Raw genomic sequence first — 19,142 nt, 5'->3', positions numbered from 1 at the left:
TGGGCTTTGCCGAACACTGCGCAAAAAGGGCAAGGATTGGCAATGGCCGAAATCACGATACGCGGCGCGGGGATATTCGGCCTGTCGGTGGCATGGGCCTGCGTGCAACGCGGGGCTACGGTGCAGATCGTTGACCCTAACGGGCCAGCTGCAGGCAGCAGCGGCGGCATCGTCGGCGCGCTGGCCCCGCATGTGCCCGAGAACTGGAACGCCAAGAAAGCCTTTCAACGCGACAGTTTGCTGATGGCTGAAGGCTTCTGGCAAGAGGTTGAACAAGAGGGCGGTGGCATCGCGGGTTATGCCCGCAAGGGGCGACTACAACCCGTCGCGGATGACGCAGCACTGGCACTGGCGCAGCAGCGGACCGAAACGGCCAAGGCGCTGTGGCAAGGTCAGGCCACATGGTCCGTGATCCGCGCGACTGATACAGAATGGCAGCCCGACAGCCCGACCGGCTGGTTGATCTACGACACGCTCAGCGGCCTGATCCACCCCCGCCGCGCCTGTGACGCGCTGGTGCGGGCACTGGCGGCCAAGGGCGTGACTGTACAGGCCGAGGGTGCGGATCGCGGACAGGTGCTGTGGGCAACAGGCGTCGTCGGGCTAGAGCAGATGACCGCCAATCACACGCGCCTTGTGGGCGCTGGTGTCAAAGGTCAGGCAGCGCTGTTGCGGTATGACGCAGGCGGCCTGCCGCAGCTTTTTGCAGGGGGCGTGCATATGATCCCGCATAGCGACGGCACTGTCGCCATAGGGTCGACCACCGAGCGGAACTATACCACGCCCGATCAGACCGATGCACAGCTTGATGATGTGATTGCGGCGGCGCGTGCTGCGGTGCCCGTCTTACGCGATGCGCCGGTCATCACCCGCTGGGCCGGTGTGCGCCCGCGCAGCCGTAGTCGTGCCCCGATGTTGGGCGGCTTGCCCGACAAACCCGGCCATTTCGTAGCCAATGGCGGGTTCAAGATCGGGTTCGGCATGGCCCCTAAGGTGGCTCACGTCATGGCTGATCTGATGCTGGAAGGGCGCGATATCATCCCTGACGGGTTTCGCGTCGAAGACAATCTTTGACCCTGACGCAGTGTCCCACCATTTTTCACCGCAGCTGAAACGCAAAAGGGCCCCGGCATATGCCGAGGCCCTTTCAGATGAGTGACGCCAAAGCTTAGCCAGCGTTTGGCAGGATCACGATCTCAACGCGGCGGTTTTGTGATTTGCCGGCTGCGTTCAAGTTGCTTGCAACCGGCTGGCTTTCACCGCGGCCCACAGACCGGATACGGCTGCCTGGGACGCCATTCGACACCAGCACGTTTGCGACGGCGCGCGCACGGCCTTCGGACAGTTGCTGATTATAGGACGCTTGGCCATCGCTGTCGGTGTGACCGATGACTTGCAGCGTGGAGTTGCTGTACACGTTCACGTTGCGTGCCAAGGCGGCCAAGTCGTTCTGCATGCCGGACTGAACCTGCGTGCTGTCTGTCGCGAACAGAATGTCCTGTGGCAGGGTCACAATCAGGCGGTCACCAGTGTTGGTGATGATGACGTCGGAATCCAGCTGACGGCGCAGGTCGGCCTCTTGCTTGTCCAGCGAATAGCCATAGCCAGCGCCCAATGCACCGCCCGCAACCGCACCGGCCAACGCGCCTTGTGCGCGGTTGCCGTCACCTTTGGACAGCGCGCCGATCACGGCACCGGTACCTGCACCGATCAGCGCACCGTTACGTGTGTTGGCGTTCGGGTCGTTGGGGTTGCCACCAATCGGACCGGGTTCACAAGCAGCCAGCGCCAGAACGCTTGTCAGAGCTACAGCAATGGAGGTTTTCGAAAATGTCATATCTTATTCTGCCTTTAAGTTGTGGCCCCGTTCGGGCGAGGCAATCTTCACATAACGCCTTACACCAGCCTTTGTTCCCGTTGAACCGGCAGGATTATGTGCATAGGCAGCAACCCGCCGACGGCCTGTCAGGCATCAGCGCGGGCAGATTCAAACGCCAGCATGACACGCTTGACCGGCAATCCCCAGTGATAGCCTCCCAAGCCGCCGGATTTGCGCAAGGCGCGGTGGCAGGGGATCAGCCAGCTGATCGGGTTGCGCCCCACCGCTGTGCCCACGGCCCGCACCGCTTTGGGCGTGCCAATTGTTTGGGCGATCTCGGAATAGGTGGTGACATGGCCCGACGGGATCGCCAGCAGCGCCTCCCACACTTTGATCTGGAACGGCGCGCCGATCAGATACATCGGAGCCTTCTCTGCCCCGCCCCCCTGCACGCCGAATGCAATCTGCACCCAGTCCTGAAGCAGTGCCGGATCTTCGCAAAAACGCGCCCCCGGCCAGCGGCGGCACAAATCCTCCATCGCGGCGTCGGTGCCCATTTCTGCCGAAAAGGCGAGCCCGCATATTCCCCGTGGCGTGCCCATGACCAGCGCAGGGCCAAAGGGGCTGTCGAACCACCCCCACGATATCACAAGCCCCTCACCCTTACGGGCAAAATCACCGGGGCTCATCGCCTCCCATCGCAGGAACATATCGTGCAAGCGACCCGAACCGGACAGCCCCAGCTCATGCGCCGTGTCCAGCGTGGTAAAGCGATCGCGCAGCAGTGATTTGGCGTGATCCAGCATCAGGTATTGCTGATAGCGTTTGGGCGACACGCCCACCCACTGCGAAAAAAGCCGCTGAAAATGGGCCGGGCTCATCCCCATTTCGCCAGCAATCTGGTCCAACGCCAGCGGATCGGCGGCGGCGTCTATCAGATCAATCGCCCGCCGCATTACGCCGTAATGGTAGGCGCTGTCGCCTGCGGTGGCGGCTTCATCGGGGGCGGGTGTCTGGGGCTGGGGTTGCGTATGTGTCATGCACGCAGACTACGGCAGGGCCCGCGCGCGCGCGACCCGAAACATGCGCCTAATGGCCGGCACCATCTACCGCAGCGACCGCGCGAAAATCGCCCTGCGCGGCTTGCCCTAGGGGGCGAAACCACGCATACCTTGGCGCATGGCCAAAACCCTTGATTATCACACGATCCGCGAGATTTTCACCCGCTTTCAGAACGCCGAGGCGGAGCCAAAAGGCGAGCTGGATCACACCAACGTCTATACGTTGCTGGTCGCTGTCGCGCTGAGCGCGCAGGCGACGGATGCGGGGGTGAACAAGGCCACGAAATCCCTGTTCGAGATCGTCGAGCATCCACAGCAGATGCTGGACCTCGGGCTGGACGGGTTGACCGAACATATCAAATCTATCGGCCTGTTCCGCCAAAAAGCCAAAAACGTCATGAAGCTCAGCCAGCTTCTGGTGGATGACTATGACGGGGTCGTGCCCAACAGCCGTGCGGCGCTACAATCGCTGCCGGGTGTGGGCCGCAAGACGGCGAATGTCGTGCTGAACATGTGGTGGCAGTATCCGGCCCAAGCGGTCGACACGCATATCTTTCGCGTTGGCAACCGCACCCTGATCGCGCCCGGCAAAACCGTGGACGCGGTAGAGCGCGCCATCGAAGACAATATTCCCGTTGATTTCCAACACCATGCCCACCACTGGATGATCCTGCACGGGCGATACCATTGCAAAGCACGCAAACCTTTGTGCAGAACCTGCATCATCCGTGACCTTTGCCCCTATGAGGAAAAAACCGAATGACCCAATACGAAGTGGTTGGCATCGGCAACGCCGTTGTCGATGTGATCTCGCATGCGGATGACACGTTTCTGAACGACAACGGCATCGAAAAAGGCATCATGCAACTGGTAGAGCGTGACCGCGCCGAAAGCCTTTATGCCACGATGCAGGACCGACTGCAGACCCCAGGCGGGTCGGTCGCCAATACCATCGCGGGCATCGGTGCGCTTGGCCTGTCCACGGCCTTTATCGGGCGGGTCCGCGATGATGAACTGGGCCAGTTCTATGCCAAAGCGATGACCGACATCGGCATCGATTTTGTCAACGCCCCTGTGGCCGAGGGCGAGAACCCAACCTCGCGCTGCATGATCTTTGTGACCCCGGATGGGGAACGCTCGTTGAACACCTATCTTGGCATCTCGACGGGGCTTACCCCGGACGACGTACCGCAGGCGGTGACGTCCAAGGCCAAGCTGATGTTCCTCGAGGGCTACCTTTTTGACCACGACGCCGGCAAAACCGCATTCCGCGAAGCGGCGCGGGCGGCGACGGCGGGGGGCGGCATGGCGGGGATCGCTATTTCCGACCCCTTCTGCGTGGAACGCCACCGGGATGACTTTCTTGCGCTGATCGAAAACGATTTGGGCTATGTCATCGGCAACGAAGCCGAACTCCGCGCCCTGTGGGAAACCGACGATACCGAAGTCGCTCTGGCCAAAACGGCCGCGATTTGCCCGCTGGTGGTCTGCACCCGCTCGGGCGACGGGGTCACGCTGATGCGCGGCGAGGAACGCGTTGATGTGCCCGTCGAAAAGGTCGTGCCAGTCGATGCCACCGGCGCGGGCGATCAATTCGCGGCAGGATTCCTCTATGGCATGGCCACGGGTCGTGACCTCGAGACATGCGGCAAGATGGGCAACATCTGCGCGGCCGAGGTCATCAGCCACATTGGCCCGCGCCCGCAAACCTCGATGATGGCCCTGTTCAAAGAGCAAGGGCTGGTCTGATGCTGACGGACGGATACCACGACGTACCGCTTGGCAAGCTGGCGATGGTCGTCACGCATCTTGAGATGCGCGAGGCCGCGCCCTTGCGCGATGTCCCCGCCCCCGAGGGCCTGACCTTGCGCGCGCTGACACCAACGCTGGACTGGTACCGTGATATCTTTCGCCGTGTCGGTAAGGACTGGCTGTGGTTCGGACGTCTCACAAAAACCGACGCCGAATTGCAGGCGCTTTTGTCGGACGCGGACACGCAGTTTTTCACGCTGACGAAAGACGGTCGTGACGAGGCGCTGCTCGAGCTCAAGTTCACCGCCGACGGCACCTGCGAGCTGGCTTATTTTGGCCTAACGCCCGCGCTGATCGGGTCGGGTGCAGGGCGCTATCTGATGAACCACGCGATCCGTACCGCCTGGGCGCGGCCGATCTCGCGGTTTCATCTGCATACCTGCACGCTCGACAGTCCGCAGGCACTGTCCTTTTATATCCGCAGCGGGTTTGCCCCGTTCAAACGGCAGGTCGAGGTCGCGGATGATCCGCGCTTGATCGATCTGCTGGACAAGGATGCAGGGGCGCATGTGCCGACTATCGGCTAGCGCCCCCCGCGCCGATCACCCCATCCGTTCAGAGGCGTAGGACCCCGGCGAGGCAGGAAAGACCACCGTCTTGTTGCCATTCACAAACACGCGCCGGTGGATATGCGCGTGGATTGCCCGCGCCAACACCTGACTTTCGACATCTCGCCCGAGCGAAACATAGTCTTCGGCAGATTGCGCATGGGTGACGCGCACGATGTCCTGCTCGATGATCGGCCCTTCGTCGAGATCGGCGGTCACGTAATGCGACGTCGCCCCGATCAGCTTTACCCCGCGTTGGAACGCCTGCTTATAGGGGTTCGCCCCCTTGAAACTGGGCAGGAACGAGTGGTGGATATTGATGATCCGCCCCGACATCTTTTGGCACATCTCGTCCGACAGGATTTGCATGTAACGCGCCAGCACAATCAGCTCGGCCCCCGCGTCTTCGACCACCGCCATGATCCGCGCTTCGGCGTCGGCCTTGTTTTCTGGCGTGACCTTGATGCAGTGGAACGGGATGTCGTTGTTCACGACGACCTTTTGATACTCCATATGGTTGGACACCACCGCGACGATATCAATCGGCAGCGCGCCGATGCGCCAGCGGTACAGCAGGTCATTCAGGCAATGCCCAAAGCGCGAGACCATGATGACGACTTTCATCTTTACCGCCTCGTCGTGGAACTCATAGGCCATGTCAAAGGGCCGCGCCGCATCGGCAAAGCCGTCCGAGAGCGTCGCCAGATCAACGTCGGCCTCGCTTTCAAAGCTGACGCGCATGAAGAAACCGCCGGTTTCCTTGTCGTCGAACTGAGAGCTGTCAGAGATGTTGCAGTCTTGATCGGCCAGATAATTCGCGATCGCCGCGACGACCCCACGCGCAGAGGGGCATTTCACGGTCAGGGCATATGTCTTCATCGGGTGTATCCTGTGGCTAGACGGTCCGACGTCGCGCGCCGATAGCCACCTGTTTCCTATCTGTCCCTGCCCCGTCAAGTTCGCGATGCGCAAAAAAGGGAACGACCGACAGTGGTACCCGCCAAATCAACGCAATCGGTTTCCGATCATGCACATTGGACCATATCCGCTACGCAATCGGGCAAAAGTCGAACGTCGCGCGCCCGTGTGTCAGGCGTTCGCGAAATGGTCTGCAAAAGCGTTGACCACGGCGGTATAGACCTCGCGCTTGAAGGGTACGATGTTGTCGACCAGATCGTGCACCGGCAGCCAGCGCCAGTCAGAAAATTCGGGATGTTCGGTATCAAGGTTGATCTCGTCGTCCGACCCGTGAAAGCGTAGCAGGAACCATTTCTGCTCTTGCCCGCGGAACTGGCCTTTCCAGATGTTGGGCACCAGATCGACCGGCAGGTCATACGGCAGCCATCCCTCGGTCTGTGCCACCACTGTGACAGAGCTTGGGGGGATGCCGGTTTCTTCCTCCAGCTCGCGCAGGGCGGCGACTTCGGCGTGTTCACCCTTTTCGACGCCACCTTGTGGCATCTGCCATGCGTCCTGATCGCGGTCCCGACGCTGCCCGACAAACACGTGCCCGTCGGCATTGACCAGCATGACCCCGACACAGGGGCGATAGGGCAGTTGGGCGATTTCGTCTGGCGTCATGTCAGGGGCCTTTCGCGGCAAGAGAAGTCCCACGGGCGTTAGCACGAATCCCGCAGCCATGTATATTGGCTTACGCAGCGTTGTGCGTGACAGGACCGCAGGCTTGGGGTGAACTGCAGCACAGAACTGCCCAGTACCATACATTCAGCCCTCGAAAGGTTTGCCAAATGTCCGACTATCCGCACCTTCTTGCCCCGCTTGATCTGGGGTTCACGACGTTGAAAAACCGCGTGCTGATGGGGTCTATGCATACCGGGCTTGAGGAAACGCAGGATTGGAACCGCGTTGCCGAATTCTATGCCACCCGTGCACGCGGGGATGTGGGGTTGATGGTCACGGGTGGCATTGGCCCGAACCCCGAAGGGTCGGTCGCCCATGGTGCGGCAATGATGGTCTCGCAAAAGGACGTGGACAACCACAGCATCGTCACCGATCGCGTCCACGAGGCCGGCGGCAAGATCGCGATGCAAATCCTGCACGCGGGTCGCTATGCCTTTAGCCCCGACTGCGTGGCCCCTTCGGCGATCAAATCCCCGATCTCGATGTTCGCCCCGAAAGAGCTGGACGCCGACGGCATTGAAAAGCAGATCAGCGATATCGCCGCCTGCGCCCTGCGTGCCAAACAAGCGGGCTATGACGGGGTAGAGGTGATGGGGTCCGAAGGGTATTTCCTGAACCAGTTTCTTGTCACCCACACCAACAAGCGCGAGGACGAATGGGGCGGGTCATACGAGAACCGCATGAAGCTGCCCGTCGAGGTCGTGCGCCGCGTGCGCGAGGCCGTGGGCCCTGACTTCATCCTCATATACCGTCTGTCGATGATCGACCTGATCCCTAACGGATCGACATTCGATGAGGTCGTCCAGCTTGCCAAGGCGGTTGAGGCCGCAGGGGCCACGATCATCAATACCGGCATCGGCTGGCACGAGGCGCGCATCCCGACGATCCAGACCTCTGTGCCGCGGGCGGCCTTTGCATGGGTCACGAAAAAGCTGATGGGTCAGGTGGGCATCCCGCTCATCACCTCCAACCGGATCAACACCCCCGAAGTCGCCGAAGAGGTTCTGGTGGACGGCTGCGCTGATATGGTGTCGATGGCGCGTCCCATGCTGGCCGATGCCGATTTCGTCGCCAAGGCAGCGGCAGGGAAGTCCGACCAGATCGCACCATGTATCGCCTGCAATCAGGCCTGTCTGGACCATACCTTTGGCGGCAAAATTTCTACCTGTCTGGTCAACCCGCGCGCCTGCTATGAAACCGAACTGCGCGTCGATCCCGCCGATGCGGTCAAATCCATCGCTGTGGTGGGGGCCGGCCCTGCGGGTCTGTCAGCGGCCATCACCGCGGCAGAGCGCGGCCACAAGGTCACGATCTTTGACCGCGCATCAAAGATTGGCGGCCAGTTGAACCTTGCCAAGCAGGTCGCCGGCAAAGAGGAATTCTGGGGCCTCGTCGACTGGTACCGCGCGATGATCAAAGAGCATGGCGTCGCGGTCCAGTTGAACACCGAAGTCTCGGCCAACGATCTGGGCGATTATGACGAGGTGATCATCGCCACCGGTGTTGTCCCACGTGATCCGCAAATCCCCGGTCAGGACGCAGGCAATGTCGTCAGCTATATCGATATCCTGAACGGCACCGTTACGGCGGGCCAAAAGGTCGCCGTGATCGGTGCGGGCGGCATCGGGTTCGATGTGTCTGAACATCTGGTCCACGATGGTGAAAGCACCACGACCAACCTACCCGAATGGATGAAGGAATGGGGCGTCACGGACCCTGCCGTACACCGCTCTGGCCTCGCGCCCGAAGGGCCGCAACCCCACGCCCCTGCCCGCGAAGTCACCATGTTGCAGCGCAAGACCACCAAGGTCGGCAAAGGCCTGGGAAAAACGACCGGATGGATCCACCGCGCATCCCTGACCATGAAAAACGTGCAGATGATTGCGGGCGTGAACTACGAAAAGATCGACGCAGCGGGGCTGCACATCAGCTTTGGCGAAGCGCGCGAAAAGCCGCAGGTGATCGCGGCCGATACTATTGTGCTTTGCGCGGGCCAGCTGTCGGACCGGTCGCTTGCCGATGCGCTTGAAGCCAAAGGCATCCCTTGTCACGTTATCGGTGGCGCGGATGTCGCGGCTGAGCTTGATGCGAAACGTGCGATTGACCAAGGCACCCGTCTGGCCGCCGCGCTGTAAGCTATCGTTCCGACATTAGGGCAGGCTGTGGCGGCCTGCCCTGCCCTTTGCCTGCCTTACCCAAGCAGCACGGCTTGCGCCTCGGCTCCGGTCTGTCAAAATGCGCGGAATAGATAGTTGTTTCAGGGTGTGGCCATGCCGATTTGCGTTTTCGATATCTTTGCCGACGGCACGACCCAGGTGCCCGCCAATACAAAGCTGACTGGGCCGGGCATTTATCGCTGGTGGCACTTTGATCTGGCTGACCCGATGCTCGACCCTTGGGTGCGCGAACATCTGCATGAAATCCCCGCCGGATCGCTGATCCAGAAACAGACCCGCCCGCGCTGTGACCGCTTTGAAGGCGGGCTGATCCTGAACCTGCGTGGCATTAACATGAACGAGGGGCAGGACGCCGATGAAATGGTATCGGTGCGGATGTATGTGGATTCCGACCTGCTGATCACCGTGCGCCGCAAGAAAGTCTTTGCCATCGACGCGATCCGCCGCGACGCCGAAGCGCAAAAGGCCCCTCCCAGCCCTGCCGAGTTCCTTGAGGAATTGGTGGGCCGTCTGACCCAACGGGTGCAAGAACACGTCGCGGGGCTGGATGAACAGGCGGAGTTCTTTGAGGACGATCTAGAAGACAAGAACACCCCGATGCCGCACGAACTGCCCGAAATCCGGCGCAGCGTGATCCGGCTGCGGCGCTATCTTGATCCGCAACGGGTGGCCCTGACCAAGCTTGCAGCCTTTGAGATTCCGTTGATCCCTGACGACAGCCAGCTGGAACTGCGCGAACAAGCCAACAGCGCGCTGATTGCCGTCGAAGAGTTGGACGAATTGCGCGACCGTCTGGTGTCGGTTCAGGAAGAGCATGACGCCAATACGGCGCAACGGCAGGCGCGGCATGGGTATGTGCTTTCGGTGGCTGCCGCGATCTTTCTGCCGCTGGGGTTTCTGACCGGTCTGTTCGGGGTCAACGTCGGCGGGATGCCGGGTGTGGATCATCCATGGGCCTTTGCCATTTTGTGTCTGGGCATGGTCGGACTGGCGCTGCTGATGTTTCTGGCCCTGAAACTGGTGCGCTGGATCTAGTCCCCGCCTGTTTCCCCGCCGCGAACGATCCCTACAAATACCTCTCCACTGTCTCACCACTGCCGTGATCCTGCCTGATTTGGCCGCCATACCATTTTCAGACGCAGATGATGAAAGGGGACGGGTATGGACCGCCTGACAGAGATGGAAGCATTCGCCACGGTCGTGGACCAAGGTGGCTTTACCGATGCTGCCAAAAAGATGGGTATCTCCAAATCCGCTGTATCCAAACATGTCTCATCGCTAGAGGCGCGGCTTGGGGCGCGGTTGCTGAACCGGACGACCCGCCGTGTCAGCCCGACAGAGATCGGCCTTGCCTATTATGACCGCGCCCGCCGTGTGTTGAATGATGCGGGCGAAGCCGATGCGCTGGTGACGTCGATGCAATCGGCCCCTTCAGGGCTGCTGCGCATCTCTGTTGCGACCGATTTTGGCGTCAATCACCTGTCGCCTGCCCTGTCCGACTTTCTGGCCGATTTCCCCGATATCACCGTCAACATGGTGCTGAACAACCGCTATGTTGAACTGATCAGCGAAGGCTTCGACATGGCTGTCCGTATCGGAGAGCTGGAAGACAGCACCCTACGCGCCCGCAAACTGACCGAGACGACCAAACGCATGATCGCGTCGCCCGGTTATTTCGAGAAATACGGCCGCCCCGAAAAGATCGACGATCTGAACGATCACAAGCTGCTGCATTATTCGAACCAATCCAGCGGCAATATGTGGAAGCTGACCTCCCCCTCGGGCGAAAAGCGTCAGGTGCGCACGGCGGGCTGGCTATCGGTCAATGATGGGCAATCGCTGCTGAATGCCGCCATCTCGGGTCTTGGCATAGCCTATCTGCCCAGCTTTCTTTACGCTGACGCGATGGAAAAAGGGCTGGTCGAAGATGCGATCCCCGATCTGCCGCCCGAAACCCAAGGCATCTATGCCGTCTATCCTCCGGGTCGGTTCACCCAGCCCAAGGTGCGCGCTTTCATTGATTTTCTAGCCCATACCTTTGCCGAAAAAGGTCCTACGGACTGGTAACACGAGATCACCAACTGCCCTCGGTGAACTTGGCCCGCATGTGGCCGACCCCGCTCCCTTTTCAGGGCAGCGGGGATTTTTCTGTGTGCGGTATTCAGCTGGCGGGCAACAGGACGGCTTCGACACGGCGGTTGGCATCCCGCCCCGCTTCCGTTTGATTAGATGCAATCGGCGACAGATACCCCATGCCCTGCGCGTCGATCCGGTCGGCCGCGATTCCATGCGCTGCGATCAACCGCTGCCGGACCGCTGCCGCGCGGTTTTTCGACAGCGTGATATTGCCCTGTAGCCCCCCTACGCTGTCCGTGTGCCCCACCAGAGCAATCCGCAGATCGGGTTGATCCTTCAGCACCGCCGCAAGATTGACCAGCGCGTCGAACTCCCCCTGTCCCAAGGCCGCAGTGCCGGTATCGAAATCCAGCGCCGCGAGCACGACATGGCCGAATTTCTCCAACGCAGATGCCATCTTGGACGGGCTTTGCGCCGGAGCGTTGGGGGCTGCGGGTTGGGGATCTTGGGTCACAATCGAGGCCACAGGACCGGCTGCGCCCCCTTGGGTATCGGCTTGCACGATTTGAAGATAGGCAGAGGTATCGGTGGTGCTGATCAACAGCGTCACAACCGCGTCTGGCGCTTGCAGCGATCCTTTGACGGCGGTGACAAACTGGTACTGACGCAGGTCGACATACATGTTCGGCGCGGGCAGTGTTTCAATCGCAAAGCGGAAATCAAAGCCCCCGCAAACCGCAGCACTGCAATCGAGCACGATCCTGTAGTCCGCGGCTTCAAGCTGCGTGCGCAAGGGCCGCATGACCTGCAAGGGGGTCAGGCCGGGCGCTTCCAGCCGCCAAGCCGATCGCGCGATGGCCCCTTCGATTGTGACGCTGGCAAAGCCGCCGTCCTCATAGGCAGAGGTCGGCGCAAGGTAGCTGTCGGGACCGGTATCGCGTGCCACGGTTTGCCGCGCCGCTGCGGGCAAGGACAATTCCAACGCATTTGCCCCGCCCGCCAGCAAAAGCCAGATCAGCCCGGCACGCCAGCTGATCATCTGAATTGCGCGTGATAGCCGTCGTTCGGCTTCATCTCGGTGGCGCTGGCGACGCGGTTGGTCATGTTGAAGAACCCCGTGACCGATGCGATGTCAAAGATGTCGCGGTCCGAAAAGCCCACATCCCGCAGCGCCTGACGGTCCGCCTCGGTTGTTTTGGCGCTGGCAACGGTCAGATGTTCGGCGAACGCCAGCATCGCGGTTTGGCGTGCGTCCAGATCAGCGACGCGCCAGTTCATCACCATCTGTTCGCCAAGGATCGGGTTGCCCGACAACTGCCGCACGGCCGCGCCATGGGCCGTCAGACAATAGTAGCATTTGTTCACCGACGACACGACGACCGCGATCATCTCGCGCTCGAGCTTAGACAGGTTCGACGCGCCCAGCATCAGGTCGTTATACATCGCGGTAAACGCGTTCAGCTTGTCCATGTCAAAGGCATAGGCCTGCAGCACATTCGGCACCATCCCCAGCTTTTCCTGACAGACATCAAAGTATTTCTGCGTGTCCTCGGGCAGCGGATCAACCATCGGCAGGTTCAGGGCAGTGGGGGTATCATGCGCCATGGGGCGGCTCCTTTAGTCAGGGAATTGACGGTAATGATAGTGCCCCACCAGATCAAAGCCCAGACCCTGATACAGGCGGTTCGCGCCCGCGTTCGTCTGTGTGCAAAGAACCGCCATCTGCGTCGCCCCCTGCGCCTGTGCCCAGAAACCGGCGCTGCGCATCAGCCATTTGGCGACGCCCTGCCCGCGCTGGTGTTCCAGCACCTCGACCGCATGGACCATGCACACCCCGTCATGCAGCGCGGCAAAGGCCACGCCACCGGGCATCTCGTTCCAGCGGGTCAGGATTGCGGTTTTGGTCGCGGCGCGGTGCATCACGTTGATCCGTTCGGGACCGACGCCGCCCTTGGCCCAAATCTCGGTCATGATGGCCAGCGGTTCCCATATCTGGAAGGCGGTCACACGCGGCATTGGCACATCGGTCAGCTTGCCCACAGGTGCCACATAGAGGTTGACCGGATCGACAATGTCATACCTACGCGCGGCAAGCTCTGCGTCCAGCGTATCGTCGCCGTCGCGGATCATGAAAATGGGCCGCTGGTCCATCGCCCGCATCGCGGCCTCGGCCTGACCGACATCGGCATTGGGCCCGGCCATCGTAGCGGCTGAGACGCGCTTGCCGCCGCCCTGCCCGTCACGCAGGGTCCAGCCTGTTTCAGTCCAGATTTTTGCAGCGGGCCACGTGTGGTCGATGACGTGATAGAGCTGCGCCAGATCGGTCATGGGAACACCTTTGCAAGTTCGGCAATGGCCGCGTCGATCTCGGCCTGATCATTGCCACGGATCACGATATGCGCGCCGTATTTGCCGTCTTTCTGGAACGGATAGGACCCGATGGCGAGGGTCGGATAGGCCGTTGCCAGTTCCCCCAATGGGCCAGCAATATCGCCCTCGCCCCGTTCGATCCGATGGGTGGCGCTGATCAGCGGCGCACCACCGGTCAGCGTCGGTAAAACGCTGACAACCATCGCTTCGAACACCGCGGGCACACCAGCCATGACATAGACGTTCTCCAGCTTGAACCCCGGCGCGGCGGACACAGGGTTATCGATCAGCGTGGCATCATCAGGGATCCGCGCCATGCGCAGGCGGGCGGTGTTCAGCTCGGTTGCGCTTTTGGCATAGTGTTCGGCCAGAATAGCGCGGGCATCCTCGCGCACATCGATATTCTTGTTGAACGCAGCGGCAATGCAATCGGCGGTGATGTCATCATGGGTCGGCCCGATGCCGCCACTGGTGAACACGCTGTCATAGACCCGCGACAGTTCCTGCACCGCGGCGATGATGGTGCCGTTCTCGTCGCCCACCACGCGGACTTCCTTTAGGTCGATCCCGACGCTGGTCAGTTGCCCCGCCAGATGGTGCATGTTTGAATCGCGGGTGCGCCCCGACAGGATTTCATCGCCGATGACGATCATCGCAGCAGTGGGATTGGGCATGGCTGTCTCCTTGAGGGGCCGTTGATTGAGGTATAGGTCACACCCCATGCGCTTTCAAACCGAACTTGTCCCCGCCCGCCTGATCCGCCGCTACAAACGGTTTCTAGCCGATTGCCAGCTAGAGGACGGCACCGAGGTGACGGCCCATTGCGCCAACCCCGGGTCGATGATGGGTCTGGCGACACCGGGCATGAAAATCTGGCTTGAGCCCAATGATGACCCCAAGCGCAAGCTGAACTATGGCTGGCGGCTGGTTGACCATGAAAACGGGCATTTCACCGGCGTCGATACCGCGCTGCCGAACCGCGCGATCAAGGCCGCATTGATGGATCGGCAGATCGCCCCCTTTGCCGGTTACACCACCGTGCGGCCCGAGGTGAAATACGGTGAAAACTCGCGTATCGACTTTCTGCTGACCGAAACCGGTCTGCCCGACGCCTATATCGAGGTAAAGTCTGCCACCCTGTCACGTACCGACGGTTTGGTCGAATTCCCCGATAGCGTAACCAAACGCGGCACCAAGCATCTGGGCGAACTGGCGCAGATGGCGCGTGACGGGCACCGCGCTGTGCTATTGTATCTGGTGCAGCGTACCGATTGCAGCGCCTTTTGCGTGGCCGCCGACATCGACCCCGCTTATGCGGCGGCCTTTGCCGACGCCCGTGCCGCCGGACTGGAAACCCATATCATTGGCACCCATATCAGCCCCCAAGGGGTCAGCGTTGCAGGTGCAATCCCCCTAATCGACCCGCCTGCACTGGTTCTTGGGAACCAAGCGGGTTAGACAACATCAAATTCATATGACGGAGACAGCGGTGATGAACGAACACCGAGGACGCCAGACCAAAGATGGCATTCGCATTTACGACCCCTCGGATTTTGCGGGGATGCACGCGGCGGGCAAGCTGGCGGCGCAAATCCTTGATGATATTGCCGAACATGTCTTTGTCGGGCAGACCACTGGCGCCATCGACGGCGTCATCACGCAGATGGTCGAAGACGCAGGCGCGAAATCGGCCACCATCGGGTACAAAGGCTATCAGCACGCCAGCTGCATCTCTTTGAACCACGTCGTATGCCACGGCATCCCAGGTGACAAAAAGCTCAAGGATGGCGACATTCTGAACATCGACGTCACCGTGATCGTCGATGGCTGGTTTGGCGATACCTCGCGGATGTATGTCGCAGGCAAGCTGTCGCGCAAATCAGAGCGGTTGATCAACATCACCCATGACGCACTGATGCGCGGCATAGAGGTCGTGAAACCCGGCAATACCTTTGGCGACATCGGTCACGCGATCCAGTCCTTTGCGGAATCCCACCGGATGAGCGTTGTCACGGATTTTTGCGGTCACGGGCTAGGGCGCGTTTTCCATGCCCCGCCAAACGTACTGCACTATGGCCGCCCCGGCACCGGTGCGGTGCTAGAGCCCGGCATGTTCTTTACCATCGAACCGATGGTCAATCTGGGCCGTGCCGAAACCAAGGTACTGGCCGATGATTGGACAGCCGTGACCCGCGACAAATCCCTGTCAGCGCAGTTTGAACATTCGATTGGCGTGACGGAAACCGGCTGCGAGATCTTTACCCAATCCCCCGGCGGCATGTTCCACCCGACCTATAGCCAGGGCTGATTTTCAGCCCCGGCGCTTGGCGATCTCAAGCTCGATCACGGCCCACAATACGCTGCCTGCATAGGCAAAGCAGCACAGGACCAATGTGGCCCAGGGAAAGCTGACAAGACAGGCGATGAAGCCGGTAAAGAAGATCAGGAAATAGGTCACGTTGGTCCGCGAAAAGCTGACCGACTTTAACGACCATGTCGGGATGCGGCTGACCATGACCCAGCCGACCAGCACGATATAGAGGCAAGTCAACGCATCCGGCATCGCAGCACCGGGGCCAAAGGCATAGGGCAGGTAGATCGGCAACATCACCAGCATCGCGCCCGCAGGCGACGGCACGCCGGTAAAATAGCCACCGTCGTCCAGCGGGTCTTTGGTACGCGAATCCACGTTGAACCGCGCCAGTCGCATCACGCAGCAAATCGCAAAGACCAGCACGCTCAGCCAGCCCGCGCGGTAGAAATCCTGCAGCCCCCAGAAATACACCACCAAGGGCGGGGCGACGCCAAAGTTCACGAAATCCGCGAGACTATCCAGTTCGGCACCGATCTTGCTGTTGCTGCCCAGATAGCGCGCAGTGCTGCCGTCCATCCCGTCAAGGATGCTGGCCAGCGTAATCAACGCGACGGCCAGCGAAAAATTCCCCTCGGCGGCAAACCGGATAGCCGAAATACCTGCACAGATCGCGGCAATGGTCAGCATGTTAGGTAACAGCTGCAGCAGCGAAAATTCGGTTTTCACTTTATCGGGTGCGACGGGGGGCATATCTGTCATTTAGGAAAGCTCCGCCAGAACGGTTTCGCCTGCGACCATGGTTTGCCCGATGCTGACGCGCGGGGTGACGCCTTCGGGCAGATAGACATCAACACGTGACCCAAAGCGGATCAGGCCAAAGCGCTGACCCGCCTGCGTATGCGCGCCTTTCTTAGTGAAGCAAACGATACGACGCGCCACCAGTCCGGCGATTTGCACGGCTGCCACCTCGCGGCCATCGGCCATTTTGATACGCAGGCTGTTGCGTTCGTTGTCCTCGCTCGCTTTGTCCAGCGAGGCGTTGAAAAACTTGCCGGGGCGATAAGCGATTTCGGTGATCTCGCCTGCGACGGGCGCGCGATTCACGTGGCAGTTAAACACGTTCATGAACACGCTGATCCGCGTCAGGGGTGTGTCTGCCATCCCCAACTCTGCGGGCGGCACGGCAGGTTCGATCAGCGATACGATGCCATCGGCAGGGCTGATGACAAGGTGGTCGCCCTTGGGTGTCACACGTTCTGGGTCGCGGAAAAAGTAGTAGCACCACACGGTTGCGCCGACACCCAGCCACCCCAGAGGTTCAGCGATGATGAAAAGCACCAACGTGATCGCCGCAAATATAGCCACGAACTTGCGCCCCTCGGGGTGCATCGGCTTGATGAAGGTGCTGGTCATGCTCAGGCTCATGGCGGTCTACTTTCCTTTAGGTCTTTGTGTAGCACATAGGCCGCAGCGCCCCGAATGCAAAGCGGCATCTAGCAGCGGCCCTGTCGGCTACGCTGGTGTCAGCAGCGTGATCCATGTGTCGCCATATTTGCGCTTGTCTTCGCGGGTGAACCCTGGGGGCGGATCAAGCGGGGCATTCTCCTCGCAGACGATCATGGCATTGCGGGTCAACCAGCCGCCTGCACGCGCCTTGATCAACGCGGCCTGCCCCATGCCTTTGCCATAGGGCGGATCAAGAAAGACCAGATCGAACGGCGCCGCGATCCAGTCGCCAAGCGCTGTCGCATCCGACCGCATCAGCGTCGTTTCACCCTCGACCCGCAGCTTTTTGATGTTCTCGGTGATCAGCTTTTGCCCGACGCGCCCGTTCTCGATGAACACGGCTTCGCGGGCCCCGCGCGACAGCGCCTCTAGGCCCAAGGCACCCGTGCCTGCGAACAGGTCCAGCACCCGCGCGTCGTTGATGACGTTGTGATGGGTCAGCATGGAAAACAGGCTCTCGCGCACACGATCAGAGGTGGGGCGCAAATGCGCTTCGGTGTCGCCCTTGCCCACATCAGCCAGCTGCGTACCACGGTGTTTGCCGGCGATGATCCTCATGATTTCAGCAGCGCTTTCATGTCTGTGGCGGGGTCTTCGATCAGCGCGGGCGCTGGGGATTTGCCCGCCTCGATCAACCGGCGCCCGATCATGAACCCGCGCGGATCGTTCATCGCGTCCACCGCCAGAAGTTCGTCCCCGCGATAGTACCAAAAGGCCACACTATCGGCATCGGTGCGGCGGGTGATGACACGGTCATAGCCCATGTTCAGCCCTGCGATCTGCAGTTTTACGTCATATTGGTCGGACCAGAACCACGGCTTTGCGACATATTCCTTATCCGCACCCATGATATTCTCTGCCACCAATTCGGCCTGATCGATGGCGTTGGGGACGGATTCCAGCCGGATACGTCCGCCGCGATAGGGGAAGGACGCGCAGTCGCCTGCTGCCCAGACATGCGGCGCAGAGGTGCGGCCGTGCGTGTCCGTCATGATCCCGTTGTCATTCACAATGCCTGCCGCATCGGCCAGCGCTGTTGCCGCCCCGATACCAACGCCGACGATCACGAAATCCACCGCAAGTTCAGACCCGTCCGACAGCTGCGCGCCGGTGACATGGGTATCGCCCGTCAAACGTTCCAGACCAACGCCCTCGCGGATGGTCACCCCATGCGCGGCATGAAGGTCGCGGAAAAAGTCAGAGGTCTGCGGCGCTGCAACCCGTTGCAAGATGCGGTCGCCCATTTCTACCAGTGTCACCTGCAACCCAAGCTTGGCCGCAACCGAGGCCGCCTCTAGCCCGATATAGCCACCGCCTACGATCAGCACCCGCGCGCCTTTGGTAAAGCGCGGCCCCATCGTATCGACGTCCGTTAGGTCGCGTACCATATGCACGCCCTCCAGATCGCCCCCGATGCTGGCAGGCAGGCGGCGTGGGAACGATCCGGTGGTCAGCACCAGATCATCATAGGGCATGTCCCCGCCGTTCACCCGAATGGTCTGCGCTGCCGGATCGATGCTGTCGACAGTGGTGCCCAGCATCAGGTCGATCCCGTGATCGGGATAAAAGCTTTCGGGCCGCAGATAGAGCCGTTCAAGCGCCATGTCGCCCAACAGATAGGCTTTGGACAGGGGGGGGCGTTGGTAAGGGGGCACGGTCTCCGCGCCGATCAACGTGATTTTCCCTTCAAAGCCGGAGTTGCGCAGCTTAGCCACACAGGATGACCCCGCCTGCCCTGCCCCGATCACCACCACATGACCCATCCTAGCCCCTTTCGAAAAAACCGTGTTCCTGCCTGCGTGCAAAGCCTATATCTTC

Annotated in this window: 21 protein-coding genes; 9 read left to right on the top strand and 12 right to left on the bottom strand. The window is 60.8% G+C overall.

Going from position 1 to position 19,142, the window contains the following annotated elements:
* The first annotated feature begins 42 nt into the window (after nt 1–42).
* On the top strand, nt 43–1,074 hold the full coding sequence (locus ACVBAU_RS03155) for an NAD(P)/FAD-dependent oxidoreductase (protein WP_448327853.1): 1,032 nt from the start codon (nt 43–45) through the stop codon (nt 1,072–1,074).
* A gap of 94 nt (nt 1,075–1,168) precedes the next feature.
* Here the strand turns inward: ACVBAU_RS03155 and ACVBAU_RS03150 are convergent, their stop codons facing one another.
* Together ACVBAU_RS03150 and ACVBAU_RS03145 are read right to left on the bottom strand one after the other, a co-directional pair.
* Entirely contained in the window at nt 1,169–1,837 is a 669-nt protein-coding gene (locus ACVBAU_RS03150) for an OmpA family protein (RefSeq protein ID WP_138924478.1), read from the bottom strand.
* A gap of 128 nt (nt 1,838–1,965) precedes the next feature.
* Entirely contained in the window at nt 1,966–2,859 is an 894-nt protein-coding gene (locus tag ACVBAU_RS03145; protein ID WP_138924479.1) for a methylated-DNA--[protein]-cysteine S-methyltransferase, read from the bottom strand.
* A gap of 139 nt (nt 2,860–2,998) precedes the next feature.
* On the opposite strand from ACVBAU_RS03145, the gene nth reads away from it, so the two are divergent.
* The 3 genes from nth to ACVBAU_RS03130 are packed head-to-tail and all read left to right on the top strand — an operon-like array spanning nt 2,999 to nt 5,219.
* The gene (gene nth, locus ACVBAU_RS03140) at nt 2,999–3,643 is read left to right on the top strand and encodes an endonuclease III (protein ID WP_448327850.1); all 645 of its coding nucleotides are present in this window, start codon (nt 2,999–3,001) and stop codon (nt 3,641–3,643) included.
* Complete coding sequence (locus ACVBAU_RS03135; protein ID WP_335744893.1) at nt 3,640–4,629, top strand: adenosine kinase; 990 nt, start codon at nt 3,640–3,642, stop codon at nt 4,627–4,629. Before nth ends, ACVBAU_RS03135 begins: the two co-directional genes overlap by 4 nt.
* A complete protein-coding gene (locus ACVBAU_RS03130; RefSeq protein ID WP_448327848.1) occupies nt 4,629–5,219 on the top strand; it encodes a GNAT family N-acetyltransferase in 591 nt (196 codons plus the stop codon). Before ACVBAU_RS03135 ends, ACVBAU_RS03130 begins: the two co-directional genes overlap by 1 nt.
* A gap of 15 nt (nt 5,220–5,234) precedes the next feature.
* On the opposite strand, the gene purU is transcribed toward ACVBAU_RS03130, so the two are convergent.
* Together purU and ACVBAU_RS03120 are read right to left on the bottom strand one after the other, a co-directional pair.
* Nucleotides 5,235–6,119, bottom strand: coding sequence for a formyltetrahydrofolate deformylase (gene purU / locus ACVBAU_RS03125; RefSeq protein WP_138924483.1), 885 nt, complete (start codon nt 6,117–6,119; stop codon nt 5,235–5,237).
* Nucleotides 6,120–6,329: 210 nt separating this feature from the next.
* Nucleotides 6,330–6,821, bottom strand: coding sequence for an RNA pyrophosphohydrolase (locus ACVBAU_RS03120; protein WP_138924484.1), 492 nt, complete (start codon nt 6,819–6,821; stop codon nt 6,330–6,332).
* A gap of 167 nt (nt 6,822–6,988) precedes the next feature.
* Between ACVBAU_RS03120 and ACVBAU_RS03115 the strand changes: the two genes are divergently transcribed.
* The 3 genes from ACVBAU_RS03115 (at nt 6,989) to ACVBAU_RS03105 (ending at nt 11,125) form a co-directional block, all read left to right on the top strand.
* Entirely contained in the window at nt 6,989–9,016 is a 2,028-nt protein-coding gene (locus ACVBAU_RS03115) for an oxidoreductase (protein ID WP_448327845.1), read from the top strand.
* A 135-nt stretch (nt 9,017–9,151) separates the two neighbouring features.
* Nucleotides 9,152–10,093, top strand: coding sequence for a zinc transporter ZntB (locus tag ACVBAU_RS03110; protein WP_448327843.1), 942 nt, complete (start codon nt 9,152–9,154; stop codon nt 10,091–10,093).
* 126 nt (nt 10,094–10,219) lie between these two features.
* The gene (locus ACVBAU_RS03105) at nt 10,220–11,125 is read left to right on the top strand and encodes a LysR family transcriptional regulator (protein ID WP_093731537.1); all 906 of its coding nucleotides are present in this window, start codon (nt 10,220–10,222) and stop codon (nt 11,123–11,125) included.
* Nucleotides 11,126–11,219: 94 nt separating this feature from the next.
* Here ACVBAU_RS03105 and ACVBAU_RS03100 read toward each other — a convergent pair whose 3' ends face one another.
* The 4 genes from ACVBAU_RS03100 to ACVBAU_RS03085 are packed head-to-tail and all read right to left on the bottom strand — an operon-like array spanning nt 11,220 to nt 14,178.
* Nucleotides 11,220–12,173, bottom strand: a complete 954-nt coding sequence (locus ACVBAU_RS03100; RefSeq protein ID WP_448327841.1) for an OmpA family protein — start codon at nt 12,171–12,173, stop codon at nt 11,220–11,222.
* A complete protein-coding gene (locus ACVBAU_RS03095; protein ID WP_448327839.1) occupies nt 12,170–12,739 on the bottom strand; it encodes a peroxidase-related enzyme in 570 nt (189 codons plus the stop codon). The genes ACVBAU_RS03100 and ACVBAU_RS03095 overlap by 4 nt, the downstream gene beginning before the upstream one ends.
* A gap of 12 nt (nt 12,740–12,751) precedes the next feature.
* Nucleotides 12,752–13,462: a GNAT family N-acetyltransferase gene (locus ACVBAU_RS03090; RefSeq protein WP_335744897.1), complete on the bottom strand. Its 711-nt coding sequence runs from the start codon at nt 13,460–13,462 to the stop codon at nt 12,752–12,754.
* Entirely contained in the window at nt 13,459–14,178 is a 720-nt protein-coding gene (locus ACVBAU_RS03085; protein WP_448327837.1) for a competence/damage-inducible protein A, read from the bottom strand. The genes ACVBAU_RS03090 and ACVBAU_RS03085 overlap by 4 nt, the downstream gene beginning before the upstream one ends.
* Before the next feature lie 46 nt (nt 14,179–14,224).
* Between ACVBAU_RS03085 and sfsA the strand changes: the two genes are divergently transcribed.
* Both sfsA and map read left to right on the top strand, forming a co-directional pair.
* Complete coding sequence (gene sfsA, locus ACVBAU_RS03080; protein WP_448327835.1) at nt 14,225–14,962, top strand: DNA/RNA nuclease SfsA; 738 nt, start codon at nt 14,225–14,227, stop codon at nt 14,960–14,962.
* A gap of 34 nt (nt 14,963–14,996) precedes the next feature.
* Nucleotides 14,997–15,812 (top strand): type I methionyl aminopeptidase, encoded by an 816-nt coding sequence (map, locus tag ACVBAU_RS03075; RefSeq protein WP_448327833.1) that lies wholly within the window; start codon nt 14,997–14,999, stop codon nt 15,810–15,812.
* A gap of 3 nt (nt 15,813–15,815) precedes the next feature.
* Here the strand turns inward: map and pssA are convergent, their stop codons facing one another.
* From pssA to ACVBAU_RS03055, 4 genes are all read right to left on the bottom strand, one after another.
* Nucleotides 15,816–16,577 carry a CDP-diacylglycerol--serine O-phosphatidyltransferase gene (gene pssA / locus ACVBAU_RS03070; protein ID WP_138924491.1) on the bottom strand — a complete coding sequence of 254 codons (762 nt, stop codon included), beginning with the start codon at nt 16,575–16,577 and terminating at the stop codon, nt 15,816–15,818.
* Nucleotides 16,578–17,237 (bottom strand): phosphatidylserine decarboxylase, encoded by a 660-nt coding sequence (locus ACVBAU_RS03065; protein WP_448328897.1) that lies wholly within the window; start codon nt 17,235–17,237, stop codon nt 16,578–16,580.
* Nucleotides 17,238–17,330: 93 nt separating this feature from the next.
* On the bottom strand, nt 17,331–17,882 hold the full coding sequence (gene rsmD / locus ACVBAU_RS03060; RefSeq protein WP_448327830.1) for a 16S rRNA (guanine(966)-N(2))-methyltransferase RsmD: 552 nt from the start codon (nt 17,880–17,882) through the stop codon (nt 17,331–17,333).
* The gene (locus tag ACVBAU_RS03055) at nt 17,879–19,087 is read right to left on the bottom strand and encodes an NAD(P)/FAD-dependent oxidoreductase (RefSeq protein ID WP_448327828.1); all 1,209 of its coding nucleotides are present in this window, start codon (nt 19,085–19,087) and stop codon (nt 17,879–17,881) included. The genes rsmD and ACVBAU_RS03055 overlap by 4 nt, the downstream gene beginning before the upstream one ends.
* Between the last annotated feature and the right edge of the window lie 55 nt (nt 19,088–19,142).

The organism is Sulfitobacter sp. M13 (assembly GCF_053474885.1).
Note: the sequence above shows the minus strand (reverse complement) of the source record. Positions and strands in the feature narration are given on the sequence as shown.